This is a genomic window from Streptomyces antibioticus (assembly GCF_002019855.1).
Classification (GTDB): Bacteria; Actinomycetota; Actinomycetes; order Streptomycetales; family Streptomycetaceae; genus Streptomyces; species Streptomyces antibioticus_B.
The window spans coordinates 2,508,685-2,523,216 of sequence record NZ_CM007717.1; the positions used below are offsets into that span (position 1 = coordinate 2,508,685).

A 14,532-nucleotide genomic window follows, 5' to 3' on the forward strand; every position below is an offset into this window, starting at 1 on the left:
CGTACGGCGGCCGGCCCGGCCGGGCGCCGGTCAGGGGCGGGGCGGACCGGATCAGGGCCGGGTCGGGGCTGTGTCAGGGCCGGGTCACCGAGGAGACCGGCATCATCCCGACCGGGTCGTAGCGCACCGGCGCGCCCGGGTAGGGGGCGTGGATGACCTGGCCGTTGCCGACGTACATGCCGACATGACTGGCGTCGGAGCGGTAGGTGACGATGTCCCCCGGCCGGGCCTGGGAGAGCGGCACCCGCCGCCCCGCGTGCGCCTGGGCCTGCGAGGTGCGCGGCAGGGCGACCCCGGCCTGCGCGTACGACCACTGCACCAGGCCCGAACAGTCGAAGCCGGAGGGCCCGTTGGCGCCCCACACGTACGGCCGGCCGAGCGCGGACCGCGCGGCGGCGAGCGCGGCGCCCGCCCGGCCCGAGGCCGGCACGTCGCCGAAGAGCCCCGGAAGACCCGAGCGGCCGGAGCGGGAGGCCCGGTCCCAGGCCGCGCGCTCGGCGTACGGCAGGGAGTTGAGGAGCCGACGGGCCCGGGCGAGCTTGTCCTCGACGGTCCGCTTGTGGCGCACCACGGCCTTGCGGCTCGCCTCCAGATCGGCGAGCTTGCGGGCCGCCTCGGTGCGGTCCTGGGCGAGTTCGCGGACCGCGCCCCGCAGTTCCTTCAGCTCCCCGGCCTGGTGGGCGGTGATGCGGTCCAGGACGGACGCCTTGTCGAGGTAGTCGTCCGGGTCGTCGGAGAACAGCAGCGCCAGGGAGGGGTCGAGGCCGCCGGAGCGGTACTGCGCCCCGGCCAGCGAACCGAGTTCCTCCCGCAGGTCGTTGATGTGCCCCTGCTGCCGGGCGATCGCGTCCCGGGCGGCGCCGACCTGCTCGCGCAGGACGTCGGCGCGCTCCCCGGCCTCGTTGTACGCCTCGGTGGCCTTCTCGGCCTCCGCGTAGAGCCGGTCCACCTCGGCCCGGGTGTCCTCGTGCGGCGCGGCCGAGGCCGGTACGGCGGCGAGGGCGCCGAGAGCGGCGGCCGCGGCGGACAGCGCGGACAGGGCGCAGGTGGCACCCCGGTCGAACCCGGACGGTGCAAGGCGGCGATGGGACCCCACGGAAGCCGCGCTCCTTCCCCTGGCTGACGAAACGCGGCAGACAGTAGCCCCGAGTCCAGGGGGTGACCAAAGACCTCCGCACGGCACGCACAGTGACGCCCCGCCGCTGACGCAGGTCACCGGCGGGGCGTGGGGTCACTTCGGGTCGTCGTAATTCGCCCGTTCGGGCGGTGCCGTGTCCTGATCTTGGACCGGCGGGGCGGGGCTCCGGTCAGACGCGGACGCCGAACATGAACGGGCCGCCGATGGTGTTCATCGACTCGTAGCGCACGACGGTGCCGCTGCGGGGCGCGTGGATGATCTGGCCGTTGCCCGCGTACAGGCCGACGTGGTGCAGGTCGCCGAAGAAGAAGACCAGGTCGCCGACCTGGAGCTGGCTCGACGAGTAGATCTTCGTGCCGATGGTGGACTGCGCCTCGGAGGTCCGGGGTATGCCGACGCCGGCCTGGGCGTAGGCCCAGGAGGTGAGGCCCGAGCAGTCGTACGAGGACGGGCCGGTGGCGCCGTAGACGTACGGGGTGCCCAGCTTGGACTGGGCGGCGGAGAAGGCGGCGGCGGCGCGGCCGGAGGCGGGCGTGGAGTTGCCCAGGTCGACGCGGGCGGAGGAGGAGCGGTTGGCGCGCTCCTGCTCGGCGGCCAGCTCGGCCTTCTCCTTGGCGGTCAGGGAGTTGAGGAGCTTCTGCGCCTCGGCGAGCTTGCCCTGGACCTCCTTCTTCTTCTTGCCCAGCTCGGTCCGGGTGGAGGCGAGGTCCTTGAGCTTGTCGGACGCCTCGGCGCGGTCCTGCGCCAGCTCGCGCTGCTTGACCTGGATCTTCTTCAGCGCCTCGACCTGCTGGGCGCTGAGCTGGTCGGCGGCGGACGCCTTGTCCAGGTAGTCGTCGGGGTCGGCCGACAGGAAGAGCTGGAGGGAGGGGTCGATGGTGCCGGTGCGGTACTGCGCGGCGGCCGCCAGGCCCATCGAGTCGCGGAGCGCGTTCAGTTCCTCCTGGCCACGGGCGACGTTGTCCTGGATGGTGGAGATCTCCTTCTGGAGCTTCTCCTGCTTCTCCGTGGCGCCGTTGAGCTTCTCGGTGGCCTGCTCCGCCTCTTCGTAGAGCTTGTCGACCTTCGTCTTCACCTCGTCCTTGCTCGGCTTCTCGCTCGGCGCCGCGTTGGCTGCCTGGGAGCTGAGCGCGACGGCAGCGGCGGCTGCGGTGGTGAGCACGGTCACGCGCGCGCGACTCGGCTGCTTCGGTCGACGGTGGGACGCCACGGAGACGGGCTCCTTCTTTTGAGTGATCACCCGTGTGGAGGTTCGAGCCCAGACCTTAGTGACCCGGCCGTGATCACTTCAAATCCCCAGCCACAAAAACACCTCACGCAACGCAGTTTTTTCAACTAACTCACGTGCGGTGATGCCGGGTTGACGCTACGTTGCGTGACGATTCCGCCAATTCGGGCGTTAAACCTGCAACATCGACCTTCAGGACAGGCGCTTGAGGAGGACCGCCGAAGCCACCGGACGGGCCCCCGCCTTGGCGACGCCGTCGGCCACCTCGCGGTCGGTGGAGACGACGATCACCGGCCGGCCGGGCGGCTCCGCGCGCACGAGCTGGCGGATCAGCTCGTCGGCGGTCACCCCCGCCTTGGAGAACAGCACCCGCACCCCGCGCGGCGGCGCGAGCAGCACCGGGGCGGCCAGTTCGGCCCCGTCGAAGACACAGGTGACCTCGGCGCCGGTCTGCGCCGCGAGCTGGGAGAGCTGCCCCAGCAGCCGCAGCCGCTGCTTCTCCAGCGGCATCTGCGGATAGCCGGTCTTGGTGACGTTGTAGCCGTCGACCACGAGATGCGCCTGGGGCAGGGCGAGCAACTGGTCGATGATGGCCGGGTCGTTCTCCGACAGGGCGCGCGCGGCGATGTCCTTGGGGGTCATCCGGCCCGGCTCGACCGCGTCGACCGTCTCCGCGGGCCGCACCGACACCGGCGGCAACGCCAGTTCGCGGCGCAGCCCCTGGGCCGCGTCGAGCACGGTGTCGAGCAGCAGCCGGACCCGCATGTCCTCGACGCTGCGCCCCTCGCGGGCCGCCCGGCGGGCCGCCTCCAGGGCCGCCTCCGCCTCGCCGAGCCGCGCCTTGAGCCGCCGGGCCTCGCTCTCGGCGGCGGACACCTGGGTCTGCCCCTCGGCGCGCACGGCCTCCGTCTCGGCCTGCACCTTGCGCAGGGCCGCCTCGCCCCGCTTCACGTCGCTGAGGGCCGAACGCAGCTTGCGGTGCAGGGACTCCGTCTCCTTGCGCGCCGCGTCCAGCTCGGTGCGCAGCCGCTCGGTGTCCGCCCGGCTCTGCTCCCGGGCGCGGTCCAGTTCCTCGCGCAGCCGCGCCAGTTCGGCCCGCGTCTCGTCGTCGACGCGCTCGGCGTCCGCCCGCTGGGCCTCCTCGCCCGCCGCGGTGACCAGCTTCACCCAGCCGACGGGCCGCAGCACATAGGCCGCGGCCGCCACGTCGAGCGGGTCCGCGGCCGGGGTCGGCGAGCCGGAGTCGAGGGCGCCGGACAGCTCCGGCTGGGCTTCTCTGAACTTCTCGGCGATGCGCTGCCGGAACAGCGCGTCGGTCTCCAGCGCGGCCGCCATCGCGTTGCCCGCGAACTTCGCCCGGCGGTTCGGGGCGAACCGGGCGTACTGCCGCAACTGCGCGGGCAGTTCGCCGACGGTCAGCCCGCCGAAGCCGTCCGAGACGATCTGCACGACCCGGCGGCGCACCCCGTCGGGCAGCGGACGGTCGAGCACCTCAGCGGCGCCGTCGCCCGGCCCCCCGCCTGCGCTCTCCACCATCCGTCACACCCCAATACGTGTACGGGGCCGGCTCCGGTCAGGAGCCGGCGCCCGGCCGATCCACGAGTTCCACCTGGTCCACGGCGTTGCACCAGCGGCACCGCACCGACTCGATGGTCTCACTGACCACCTCGCGCTCCTCCACCTTGGGCTCGCCCGCCAGGTCGAGGTGGACGTACTCGACGGCCTTCGACGAACGCGTGACGTCGAACCGGGTGAGGTTGCCGCACAGGGTGCAGCGCCACCGGGTGGTGGCGGTCGGCAGGGGAACCGTCATGGTGACTGTCCGCTCCTTCTGGTGTCGGGTCGCTGGTGTCGCTGGTACGAACGGGTCGGGCCGGAGGCTCCCCGCCGTGTATGGCTCGTAACCCTACGGCCTGGCGGGTCCTCACCGCCCGTCCGTCCACGGCGGCGAGGCGGTACGGGCGAGTGCGTCCCGTTACGTCATGCTCTGTGTTCATGATCGGCAAGTGGAGCGGCCCCCTCGGCGCCGCGTTCCGACGGGCGCCGGTGACGCACGTGCTGATCGCCGTGTGCTCCGCGATCTTCGTGCTGGGCCCGGCCGCGGGCCTCGATCCCGCCTACGGCTCCGGCGACGCCCTGCTCGCCGCCCAGCGCGCCTATTTCCGCCGCTGGGGGGTGATCCCGGTGGAACTGTTCGCGGACTCCCCGCGGGCCGCGCTGACCCCGGCGACGGCGCTGTTCATCCACGGTAGCTGGGTGCACCTCCTGGGCAACATGCTCTTCCTCTACGTCTTCGGCGTGATGACCGAGGAACGGATGGGCCGCGTCCAGTTCACGCTGTTCTACGTCGGCTGCGGCTACCTGGCGCTGCTGGGGTACGCCGCGGCCAACGCCGGGTCGCCGGCCTCGCTGGTGGGGGCGTCGGGGGCGATCTCCGCGGTGCTGGGCGCGTTTCTGTACCTGTTCCCCCGGGCGCGGGTGACCAGTCTTCTGCCGTTCCTGTTCTTCCTGCCGCTGCGCTTCCCCGCCTGGGTCGTGCTGCCCTGCTGGGCGGCCCTCCAGTGGGTGGCGGCGGGACGGGCGCCCCAGGGCCCCGGCGTGGCCTATCTGGCGCACCTGGTGGGCTTCGGCCTGGGCCTCGGCTACGCGTGGGCGCGGTTTCGTCCTGGGACTAGAGTGAGGGCCACGCCCGCTCCGGCCCCCGAGGGAGAGAACCAGCCGTGATCACCGCGATCGTCCTCATCAAGACCAGCGTGGACCGGATCCCCGAGATCGCCGAGCGGATCGCCTCGCTGGAGAGCGTCAGCGAGGTCTTCTCCGTCACCGGGACCTACGACCTGATCGCCATGGTGCGGGTGAAGCGGCACGACGACCTGGCCGACGTGATCCCCGGCAGCATCAGCAAGATCCCCGGCGTGGAGGCGACGGACACGCACGTGGCGTTCCGGACGTACTCGCAGCACGACCTGGAGGCGGCGTTCGCGATCGGCCTGGACTCCTGACCGTGTGACCGCCTGACGCCGCCCCCTGCGGAAGACCGAGCTCAGACCGCCGGGACGCAGCGGCCGTCCTGCGTGCGGTACGTCCACCGCGCGCCGTCGGTGACCAGTTCCCGCACGGCCGCCACGAAGCGGTCCACGTGCTCGTCGGGCGTCCCGGCGCCGAAGCTCACCCGGATGGCGTTGAGGGACTTCTCGCCCGGCGCCGCCTCGGGGGCCCCGCACTCGCCCTGCGCCTCGGGGGCACCGCCCAGCAGGGTGCGCACCAGCGGGTGGGCGCAGAACAGGCCGTCGCGGACGCCGATGCCGTACTCGGCGGACAGCGCGGCGGCGAAGTGGGAGCTGTTCCAGCCGTCGACGACGAAGGAGATCACCCCGACCCGGGGCGCGTCGTCGCCGAAGAGCGACAGGATCCGCACCTCCGGCACATCGGCGAGGCCCGTGCGCACCTTCTCGATGAGCTGCCGCTCGCGCGCGACCAGCGTGTCGAAACCGGCCTCGGTGAGCGCCTTGCAGGCCGAGGCGATGGAGTAGGCGCCGATCACGTTCGGCGAGCCGGCCTCGTGGCGGGCCGCGCTGTCGTGCCACTCCACGTCCACTCCCCCGTCCTCGCGCCGGGTGACCCTGCGGCTCGCGCCGCCGCCCGCGAGGTAGGGGTCGGCCGCGCGCAGCCAGTCGGCGCGGCCGGCCAGCACACCGGAGCCGAAGGGCGCGTACAGCTTGTGCCCGGAGAAGGCGACCCAGTCGACGTCGAGGTCCCGGACGGACACCGGGTAGTGCGGGGCGAGCTGGGCGGCGTCCAGGACGATCCGGGCGCCGTGGGCGTGCGCGGCCGCGGCCAGCTCCCGCACCGGCCACAGCTCGCCGGTGACGTTGGAGGCGCCGGTCACACAGACCAGGGCCGGGCCGTAGGGGTCGCGGTCGGCGAGGGCCCGCTCCAGGGTCTCGACGGCCTGTCCCGGGGTGCGGGGGGCGTCGAGGTAGGTGACCCGGGCGTCCCGCCAGGGCAGCAGCGAGGCGTGGTGCTCGGTCTCGAAGACGAAGACCTGGCAGCCGGCGGGCAGGGCGGCGGCGAGCAGGTTGAGGGAGTCGGTGGTGGAGCGGGTGAAGACCACCTGGTCGTCGGCGCGGCAGTCCAGGAACTCGGCGACCGTGGCGCGGGCGTTCTCGAACAGGTCCGTCGAGAGCTGCGAGAGGTAGCCGGCGCCGCGGTGGACGCTGCCGTAGTACGGCGCGTAGGCCGCGACGTCGTCCCACACCCGCTGCAACGCCGGTGCGCTGGCGGCGTAGTCGAGCGCGGCGTAGGTGACCTCGCCACCGGTGACGAGCGGGACGGTGACATCACAGCCCAGAACGGGCAGCGGGGCACAAACGTCCTGGACGGAGGCAGCGGTGGAGACAGACATGACGGAACTCCCGTGAGAGGAAAGGAAGAAGAGTGAAAAGGGGTGCGCGGAGGCGGGGCTCGGCGGCCCTATCGCATTCGCTGGCTCACGGAAGACTCCCTCGAACGACCAGGACCCCTGGTGTCGAGAGGGGCCCGCGCTTGCCGTAGACCTCGCTGCCTACGGCCTGGTCTTCACCCGGGGCACCCCGCCACGGACGGAGGGTTGCCGGACAGTCGGCCGGGGCCTCATGACTGTCACTCATGACCTGGTACAGAAACTACGGGACGTGATCGCCGTCCCGCAACCCGTGTCCGGATCGCGGGACGGCGATTCCCGTCACGTCAGGCGTTGCTGGCGGTGACCCAGCGCTCCAGGACCCGGCGGGCCGCCCCGGAGTCCACGGACTCGGCGGCGCGGGCCATGCCGGCGGCGATCTGCTCGGCGAGCGTCCCGCCGGCCGGGTCGAGGGCGACCAGGGCCGCCGCCGAGTTCAGCAGGACGGCGTCGCGCACCGGGCCCGGCTCGCCCTCGAGGAGCCGCCGGGCGACCTCCGCGTTGTAGGACGGGTCACCGCCGCGCAGAGCCTCCACCGGGACCAGCTCGATGCCGACCTCGCGCGGGTCGAAGGTCTCCTCGGTGACCGTGCCGTCACGGACGACCCAGACCCGGGAGGTGGAGGTGGTCGTCAGCTCGTCGAAGCCGTCGTCGCCGCGGAAGACCAGCGAGGAGTGGCCGCGCTCGGCGAAGACCCCGGCGACGATCGGCGCCATGCGGGGATCGGCGACCCCCACCGCCTGCGCCCGCACCTTCGCCGGGTTGGTCAGCGGACCGAGCGCGTTGAACACCGTACGGATGCCCAACTGGCCGCGGGCGGCGCCCACATGGCGCAGCGCCGGATGGAACTTGACGGCGAAGCAGAAGGTGATGCCGGCCTCCTCGGCCACCTCGGCCACCCGCTTCGGCGTCAGCTCCAGATTGACGCCCAGCTTCTCCAGGACGTCCGAGGCGCCGGAGGCCGAGGACGCGGCGCGGTTGCCGTGCTTGACGACCTTGGCGCCGGTGCCGGCCACCACGATCGAGGACATCGTGGAGATGTTCACCGTCTTGGCGCCGTCGCCGCCGGTGCCGACGATGTCGACGGTGCGGCCCGGCACCTCGATCAGGTTGGCGTGCTCGTACATCGTCCGCACGAGTCCGTTGATCTCCGCGACGGTCTCGCCCTTGGCCCGCAGCGCCACCGCGAACCCGGCGATCTGGGCGTCGGTCGCCTCGCCGCGCATCATCAGGTCCATCGCCCAGGCGGTGTCGTCCGCCGACAGGTCCCGGCCGGCCAGCAGGCCGTTCAGCAGGGCGGGCCAGGAACGGACCGCCGCGGTGTCGCCTCCGGCGGGGGTCACAGCGCTCATAGCCGCTCCTGGGTGTCGTACGGGCGAGCCTGGCTCGCGCAAACAGGGTGTGATCCCACCCTATCCAGCCCGCGGACACGGCGAAGGGCCCCGTCCGAAGACCGGACGGGGCCCTTCACTCAGGGCGTGGCGACGCCTGGTGATCAGTGGTGGCCGTGGCCGCTCGTGATCTCCTTGTACTCCTCGACGGTCGGCTTGGGGATCTGCTGGTCCTCGCCGAAGTACGCGCCGCTGATCTTGGCACGCAGCTTCTCGGTGGCCTTCACCTTGCGCTCGACGCCGTTCTCGTCGACCGTGGCGCCGATCGCGACCGGCTCGTACTGCTCGTGGGCCGTGAGCGTGTAGAGCTGCTCCTGGCTGAGCGGCTCGTGCACCTCGATGAACTCACCGTGCGGCAGGCGCTTGATGGTGCCGGTCTCCCGGCCGTGCAGCACCTTCTCCCGGTCCCGGCGCTGGAGGCCGAGGCAGATCCGCTTGGTGAGGATGTACGCGATGACCGGTCCGACGAAGAAGAAGATCCGGACGAACCAGGTGATCGAGTTGATCGACAGGTGGAAGTGCGTGGCCCACAGGTCGTTGCCGCCGCCCACCAGCGTGATCATGTACATCGTGACCCAGGCGACGCCGAGCGCGGTGCGGGTCGGCGCGTTGCGCGGGCGGTCCAGGATGTGGTGCTCGCGCTTGTCGCCGGTCACCCACGACTCGATGAAGGGGTAGGCGGCGAGCGCCGCGAGGACGACACCGAAGAGCACCAGCGGGATGAACACGCCCAGGACCAGCGTGTGGCCCCAGATGTTGATCTCCCAGCCCGGCATGAAGCGGATCAGACCCTCGGCGAAGCCCATGTACCAGTCGGGCTGGGCGCCGGTGGACACCTGGTCCGGACGGTAGGGGCCGAGCGCCCAGATCGGGTTGATCTGGGTGACCGCGGAGATGATCGCGATCACACCGAAGACCAGGAAGAAGAAGCCTCCGGCCTTGGCCATGTAGACCGGCAGCAGCGGCATGCCGACGACGTTCTTGTTGTTCTTGCCGGGACCCGCGAACTGCGTGTGCTTGTGGTAGAAGACCAGGATCAGGTGCGCCACCATCAGGCCGAGCATGATGCCCGGCAGCAGCAGGATGTGGATCGAGTAGAACCGCGCCACGAAGTCGTGGCCCGGGAACTCCCCGCCGAACAGGAACATCGAGATGTACGTGCCGACGATCGGCATCGACAGGATGGCGCCCTGGGTGAAGCGGACACCGGTGCCGGAGAGCAGGTCGTCAGGGAGCGAGTAGCCGGTGAAACCGGTGAACATGCCCAGGACGAACAGCAGGAAGCCGAACAGCCAGTTGATCTCACGCGGCTTGCGGAACGCGCCCGTGAAGAACACGCGCATCATGTGCACGAACATGCCGGCGAGGAAGATCAGCGCCGCCCAGTGGTGGATCTGCCGGATCAGCAGACCGCCGCGCACGTCGAAGGAGATGTGCAGCGTCGAGCTGAACGCCTCCGACATGAGCTGTCCCTGGAGCGGGACGTAACTGCCGTGGTACTCCACCTCGTTCATCGACGGGTGGAAGAACAGCGTCAGATAGACACCGGTCAGGATGATGATGAGGAAGCTGTACATGCAGACTTCGCCCAGCATGAACGACCAGTGGTCGGGGAAGATCTTCCGCATGTTGGCCTTGGCCAGGGAGTAGATCCCCAGCCGGCCGTCGGCCCAGTCGGCGATGCGCTCGCCGGCCGGGGCCTTGCCGCGTTCGCGGGCCTCGGTGTTCTCTGTGGTGCTCATCCGCGCTCCCAGAAGGCAGGACCGACGGGCTCTTCGAAGTCGCTGAGCGCCTCGAGGTAGCCCTCGTCGTTCACGCCGATGCGCAACTGCGGCAGGGCGTGACCGGCCGGGCCGAAGATCACTCGGGCACCGTCGGAGAGGTCGAAGGTGGACTGGTGGCAGGGGCACAGCACGTGGTGCGTCTGCTGCTCGTACAGCGAGATCGGGCAACCGACGTGGGTGCAGATCTTCGAGTACGCCACGATGCCTTCGTGCGACCACTCGAGCTCGCGCTTGTCCTTGATGTTCTCCGGCTGGAGCCGGACGATCATCAGGGCCGCCTTGGCGATCTCGTTCTGGAAGTTCTCGTCGTGCTCCTCCAGGCCCTCGGGCATGGCGAAGGTGAGCGAACCGACGGCGACGTCCGAGGGACGCAGCGGCTCGTTCGTGTTCATGTTGACGAGCAGCTTGCCCTTGGCCCACAGCGTGTGGCGCAGCTTGTCCTCGGGCAGCGGGCCGAGGTCGCGCAGCAGCACGACACCGGAGAGCGGCACCAGGGTGAGCGCGCCGAACATCGTGTTGCGGATCAGCTTGCGGCGGCCGATCGCCGACTCCTGGGCGCCCGCCTTGAAGTCCGCGTGGACCTTGGCGCGCACCTCGGGGGAGGCGGCGATCGGGTGCCGCTCGTCGGCGACCTCGACGTCGGACATCAGGGTGCGGGCCCAGTGGACCGCGCCGGCGCCGATGGTGAACAGCGCCGTGCCCAGGGTCAGACCCAGCGCGAAGTTCAGTGCGCTGATGTGGCCGATCGGGAACACGAAGATCGACTTGTCGGCGGGGATCGTCACGAAGGACGCGATGAAGCCGACGGTCGCGAGCATCGAGAGCGTGAACAGGAAGGCGACCGCACGCTCGGACCGCTTGGCGGCCCGCTCGTCGATGTCCTGGATCCGGTGCTCGTGCGGCGGCAGTCCCGGGTCGGCGAACGGGTTCTTCTCGTCCGCCACGGTGACCGCACCGTGCGCGTGGTCCTGCTCTGCGGGCAGGTTCTCTTCTGGAATGTCTTGGCTACTCATGACTTCTTGGCCTTTGCGGTCCGAGCGGCGACCCAGACGGCGACCGCGATCAGGGCGCCGAGACCGAAGATCCAGGCGAACAGGCCCTCGCTGACGGGGCCGAGGCCGCCCAGCTCCAGACCGCCCGGGTTCACCGTCTCGTCGCTGTTGACCGCGTGCAGGTACGCGATGATGTCCTTCTTGTTCTGCTCCGACAGCGTGGTGTCGGGGAAGGAGGGCATGTTCTGCGGGCCGGTCTGCATGGCCTCGTAGATGTGCTTCGGGTCCACGCCCTCGAGGGTCGGGGCGTACTTGCCCTTGGTGAGGGCACCGCCCTTGCCGGTGAAGTTGTGGCACTGCGCGCAGTTGGTGCGGAACAGCTCGCCGCCCTTGGCGATGTCGGCGCCCTCCGGGCCGTACTGGGCCTCGGTGGGGACGTTCGGGCCGGCGCCGAGGGAGGCGACGTACGCGGCGAGCTGGTCGATCTGGGCCTGCGAATAGATGACCTTCTTCTTGGGCACCTGGGCGCCCTGGGAGGTCGCCGCCGGCATACGCCCGGTGCCGACCTGGAAGTCGACGGCCGCGGCGCCCACGCCGACCAGGCTCGGACCGTCGGAACTGCCCTGACCGCCGGTGCCGTGGCAGCTTGCGCAGCCTACGGCGTAGAGCTTCTTGCCCTCTTCGATGGCCAGGGACTGGGCGGTTTCATCTGCCTGCGCCTTGCTCGCGGGCGCGAACGCGGCGTACAGCCCCCCCGTGCACGCCAGCGCGAGGAGTAGGACGACGAGCGCCGCCAGCGGATGGCGTCGTCGTGCGGAGAGCTTTTTCACGGATTACCCCGGTGTCAGGATCTTCTGCGTCGATGCTTCTGGAAGTGCGCTCTGCGGCGCGTGGAACGGTCCCGCTACTTGATCATGTAGATCGTGGCGAAGAGGCCGATCCAGACGACATCGACGAAGTGCCAGTAGTAGGACACGACGATCGCGGCGGTCGCCTGCTCATGGGTGAACCTCTTGGCCGCGTAGGTTCGCCCGAGGACCAGCAGGAAGGCGATCAGGCCGCCCGTCACGTGCAGGCCGTGGAAGCCGGTGGTCAGGTAGAAGGCCGAGCCGTAGGCGTTCGACGAGAGCGACAGGCCCTCGTGCTTCACCAGCTCGGTGTACTCGTAGATCTGACCGCCGACGAAGATCGCGCCCATGACGAAGGTGACGATGAACCAGCCCCGGAGCTTCTTCACGTCACCGCGCTCGGCGGCGAACACGCCGAGCTGGCAGGTGAGGGAGGAGAGCACCAGGATCGTGGTGTTCGTCGCCGAGAACGGGAAGTTCAGGGCGTCGGCCTGTTCCTTCCAGAAGTCCGGACCGGTCACCGATCGCAGGGTGAAGTACATCGCGAAGAGGGCCGCGAAGAACATCAGCTCGGAACTCAGCCAGATGATGGTTCCGACGCTGGTGAGGTTCGGCCGATTGACCGACGGGTGCGCGTGCCCGGTATCTACTGTCGTTGCTGTCGCCACGACCGACATTATGTCGGTCGCTTATCCCGCCCTCACTCCGGGGGGTGCCGTTCGGAGTGTTCGCACGTCGTGTACTGCCCGGATGGCCCATCGAAGTCGTGTTCCAACCGGTGTTGACGGGGTGTTCAAGGGAGTAGCATCCGCCGCAACGGTTCTGTCCGTACGACGCCGATGTCACGGAGGAAGCATGCAGGCGACCGCCACGGTGCTGGTCTACAGCGACGACTCCAACACCCGCGAGCAGGTGCGCCTCGCCACCGGCCGGCGGCCGGCCCCCGATGTGCCCGTGGTCGAGTTCCTGGAGTGCGCCACGTCCGCGGCGGTCGTGCGCGAGCTGGACCGGGGCGGCGTCGACGTCGTCGTCCTGGACGGCGAGGCCGTGCCCATGGGCGGCATGGGCCTGTGCCGGCAGCTCAAGGACGAGGTCTTCCAGTGCCCGCCCGTGCTGCTGCTCATGGGGCGGCCGCAGGACGCCTGGCTGGCCACCTGGAGCCGTGCGGACGCGGCGGTGACGCTGCCGGTGGACCCGGTGGAGTTCGCCGACGCGCTGGCCGCCCTGCTGCGGCAGAAGAGGCTCCAGAGCGCCTGAGAGGCGCGTGCGGGCTCCCCGGGCCGTCCGGTGCGTGATCCGGGCCCGGGCGCCCGCGGGGCGGCTCAGACCGCCACGGGCCGCAGGGTCGACGTGTCGTGCTGTCCCACCGTCTTCCCACCGCCCGTCAACGCGCTGCCCGCGGTCCACTTCTTCCAGTCGACGTTCCAGTCGCCGAAGCCGTTGCCGAAGGTCTCCATGGTGTCGCCGTAGCTGTTGACCACCTTGACCACGTCGCCGCGGCGCACGTTCTCGTAGAACCAGGCCGCGTTGGACGTGCTCATCCCGGTGCAGCCGTGGCTGACGTTCTCGTAGCCCTGCGAGCCCACGCTCCAGGGGGCCGCGTGGACGTACTCGCCGCTCCAGGTCACCCGGGTGGCGTAGTACACGTCGAGGTCGTACGACTCGGAGGAGCCCTCGGCGATCCCGATCGAGGTACCGCGCATCCGTACGAGGTACTCCTTGCCCAGGACCACCTTGACGCCGTTGCGGGTCTCGAAGCCGGGCTTGCCGGTGGTGACCGGGATCGTGTTGACGACCTCGTCGTTGCGGTAGACCGTCATCTGGTGGCTGGAAGCGTCCGTGACGGCGACGACCCGGTCGCCGATGGCCAGCTTCAGGTCCTTGCTCCTGCTCCCCCACAGCCGGTCGCCGATCTTGATGCCGTCCAGGTTGCTGCGCGCGCGGACGGTGGCGTGGGCGGGCCAGTACTCCTTGGGCCGGTAGTGGAGTTCCTTGTCGTCCACCCAGTACCAGGCGCCCTGCACGGACGGGGTGGACTCGACCTTGAGGCCGCGCTCCACGACGGCCCGCTGGGCGGGGTCCTTGACGGGCTCGCTCAGGGTGGCGGTGACGGGCTGTCCGACGCCGTAGTCGCCCGCCTCCGGGCCGAACTCGACGCTCAGGCGCTTCTTCCCGCTGGGCTTGCCGGTGTCGAAGGTGACGACCCGGCGGCCGGGGGCGCCGTTGTCGTCCTCGGTGCTGACCCGGACCGTGTAGTGGGCGTCGGCGGCCAGCGGCTCGGTGCTGTGCCAGCGGCTGCCGTCGGCGGCGAGTTCGCCGGCCACGTAGCGGCCCGTGGCGTCCACGGCGGTGACGTCCGTGATGCGGTCGTCGGAGTCCGCGGTGGTGATCTCCAGCGGCTTGTCGGGGTCGGCCTTCTTGCCCTCGTCCTCGGGGGTGTTGAAGGAGACCATGCTGCTCGCGTCGTAGGGGCGGGCGGCCAGGGGGTTGTCGCTCGAGCCGCAGGCGTTGGCGCCCGCGACCAGGGCGGTCACCAGCAGCGTGCAGCCGACGACGGTGCGGGGGCGGGGTGAGTGGCTCATGACTTCACGCTAGGGAGCCGCGTCAACAGCGGCGCGCTGGACGCCACGGATGGAGGACACGCATTGCGGCAAAAGACGGAGCCCGGACCCTCCGTGACGGAGTGTCCGGGCTCCCGTGCGCTCGGCGC

Annotated in this window: 14 protein-coding genes and 1 riboswitch; of the genes, 3 read left to right on the forward strand and 11 right to left on the reverse strand. The window is 70.5% G+C overall.

All coding sequences use genetic code 11. From position 1 onward, the window contains the following. Window positions 1–73: 73 nt before the first annotated feature. The 4 genes from AFM16_RS11195 to AFM16_RS11210 form a co-directional block, all read right to left on the reverse strand. Window positions 74–1,096, reverse strand: coding sequence for a C40 family peptidase (locus AFM16_RS11195; protein ID WP_078633199.1), 1,023 nt, complete (start codon window positions 1,094–1,096; stop codon window positions 74–76). A 211-nt stretch (window positions 1,097–1,307) separates the two neighbouring features. Continuing rightward, window positions 1,308–2,348, reverse strand: a complete 1,041-nt coding sequence (locus AFM16_RS11200) for a C40 family peptidase (RefSeq protein ID WP_030794620.1) — start codon at window positions 2,346–2,348, stop codon at window positions 1,308–1,310. Between the two features lie 210 nt (window positions 2,349–2,558). Further along, on the reverse strand, window positions 2,559–3,902 hold the full coding sequence (locus AFM16_RS11205; RefSeq protein WP_030794619.1) for an NYN domain-containing protein: 1,344 nt from the start codon (window positions 3,900–3,902) through the stop codon (window positions 2,559–2,561). A gap of 37 nt (window positions 3,903–3,939) precedes the next feature. Further along, window positions 3,940–4,179, reverse strand: a complete 240-nt coding sequence (locus AFM16_RS11210) for a hypothetical protein (protein ID WP_030794607.1) — start codon at window positions 4,177–4,179, stop codon at window positions 3,940–3,942. A 182-nt stretch (window positions 4,180–4,361) separates the two neighbouring features. Here AFM16_RS11210 and AFM16_RS11215 point away from each other — a divergent pair, with 182 nt between their 5' ends. Then, window positions 4,362–5,090, forward strand: coding sequence for a rhomboid family intramembrane serine protease (locus tag AFM16_RS11215; protein WP_030794603.1), 729 nt, complete (start codon window positions 4,362–4,364; stop codon window positions 5,088–5,090). Further along, on the forward strand, window positions 5,087–5,368 hold the full coding sequence (locus tag AFM16_RS11220; RefSeq protein WP_030794599.1) for an Lrp/AsnC family transcriptional regulator: 282 nt from the start codon (window positions 5,087–5,089) through the stop codon (window positions 5,366–5,368). The genes AFM16_RS11215 and AFM16_RS11220 overlap by 4 nt, the downstream gene beginning before the upstream one ends. Before the next feature lie 41 nt (window positions 5,369–5,409). Here the strand turns inward: AFM16_RS11220 and AFM16_RS11225 are convergent, their stop codons facing one another. The 6 genes from AFM16_RS11225 to ctaE all read right to left on the reverse strand — a co-directional run bounded on the left by AFM16_RS11225 (window position 5,410) and on the right by ctaE (window position 12,499). Beyond that, window positions 5,410–6,771 carry an aminotransferase class V-fold PLP-dependent enzyme gene (locus AFM16_RS11225; RefSeq protein ID WP_078633200.1) on the reverse strand — a complete coding sequence of 454 codons (1,362 nt, stop codon included), beginning with the start codon at window positions 6,769–6,771 and terminating at the stop codon, window positions 5,410–5,412. Between the two features lie 131 nt (window positions 6,772–6,902). After that, window positions 6,903–7,019, reverse strand: a riboswitch (SAM riboswitch). Window positions 7,020–7,094: 75 nt separating this feature from the next. Next, window positions 7,095–8,159 carry an anthranilate phosphoribosyltransferase gene (trpD, locus tag AFM16_RS11230; RefSeq protein ID WP_078633201.1) on the reverse strand — a complete coding sequence of 355 codons (1,065 nt, stop codon included), beginning with the start codon at window positions 8,157–8,159 and terminating at the stop codon, window positions 7,095–7,097. Window positions 8,160–8,302: 143 nt separating this feature from the next. Continuing rightward, window positions 8,303–9,940 (reverse strand): cytochrome bc1 complex cytochrome b subunit, encoded by a 1,638-nt coding sequence (gene qcrB / locus AFM16_RS11235; RefSeq protein ID WP_030794592.1) that lies wholly within the window; start codon window positions 9,938–9,940, stop codon window positions 8,303–8,305. Further along, on the reverse strand, window positions 9,937–10,995 hold the full coding sequence (gene qcrA, locus AFM16_RS11240; protein ID WP_030794589.1) for a cytochrome bc1 complex Rieske iron-sulfur subunit: 1,059 nt from the start codon (window positions 10,993–10,995) through the stop codon (window positions 9,937–9,939). The genes qcrB and qcrA overlap by 4 nt, the downstream gene beginning before the upstream one ends. Then, window positions 10,992–11,804 (reverse strand): cytochrome bc1 complex diheme cytochrome c subunit, encoded by an 813-nt coding sequence (qcrC, locus tag AFM16_RS11245; RefSeq protein ID WP_030794584.1) that lies wholly within the window; start codon window positions 11,802–11,804, stop codon window positions 10,992–10,994. Before qcrC ends, qcrA begins: the two co-directional genes overlap by 4 nt. Before the next feature lie 74 nt (window positions 11,805–11,878). Further along, on the reverse strand, window positions 11,879–12,499 hold the full coding sequence (gene ctaE / locus AFM16_RS11250) for an aa3-type cytochrome oxidase subunit III (RefSeq protein ID WP_078633202.1): 621 nt from the start codon (window positions 12,497–12,499) through the stop codon (window positions 11,879–11,881). Window positions 12,500–12,677: 178 nt separating this feature from the next. Here ctaE and AFM16_RS11255 point away from each other — a divergent pair, with 178 nt between their 5' ends. Continuing rightward, window positions 12,678–13,079: a response regulator gene (locus AFM16_RS11255; RefSeq protein WP_030794578.1), complete on the forward strand. Its 402-nt coding sequence runs from the start codon at window positions 12,678–12,680 to the stop codon at window positions 13,077–13,079. A 65-nt stretch (window positions 13,080–13,144) separates the two neighbouring features. Here the strand turns inward: AFM16_RS11255 and AFM16_RS11260 are convergent, their stop codons facing one another. Further along, window positions 13,145–14,404, reverse strand: a complete 1,260-nt coding sequence (locus tag AFM16_RS11260) for a L,D-transpeptidase (protein ID WP_078633203.1) — start codon at window positions 14,402–14,404, stop codon at window positions 13,145–13,147. Between the last annotated feature and the right edge of the window lie 128 nt (window positions 14,405–14,532).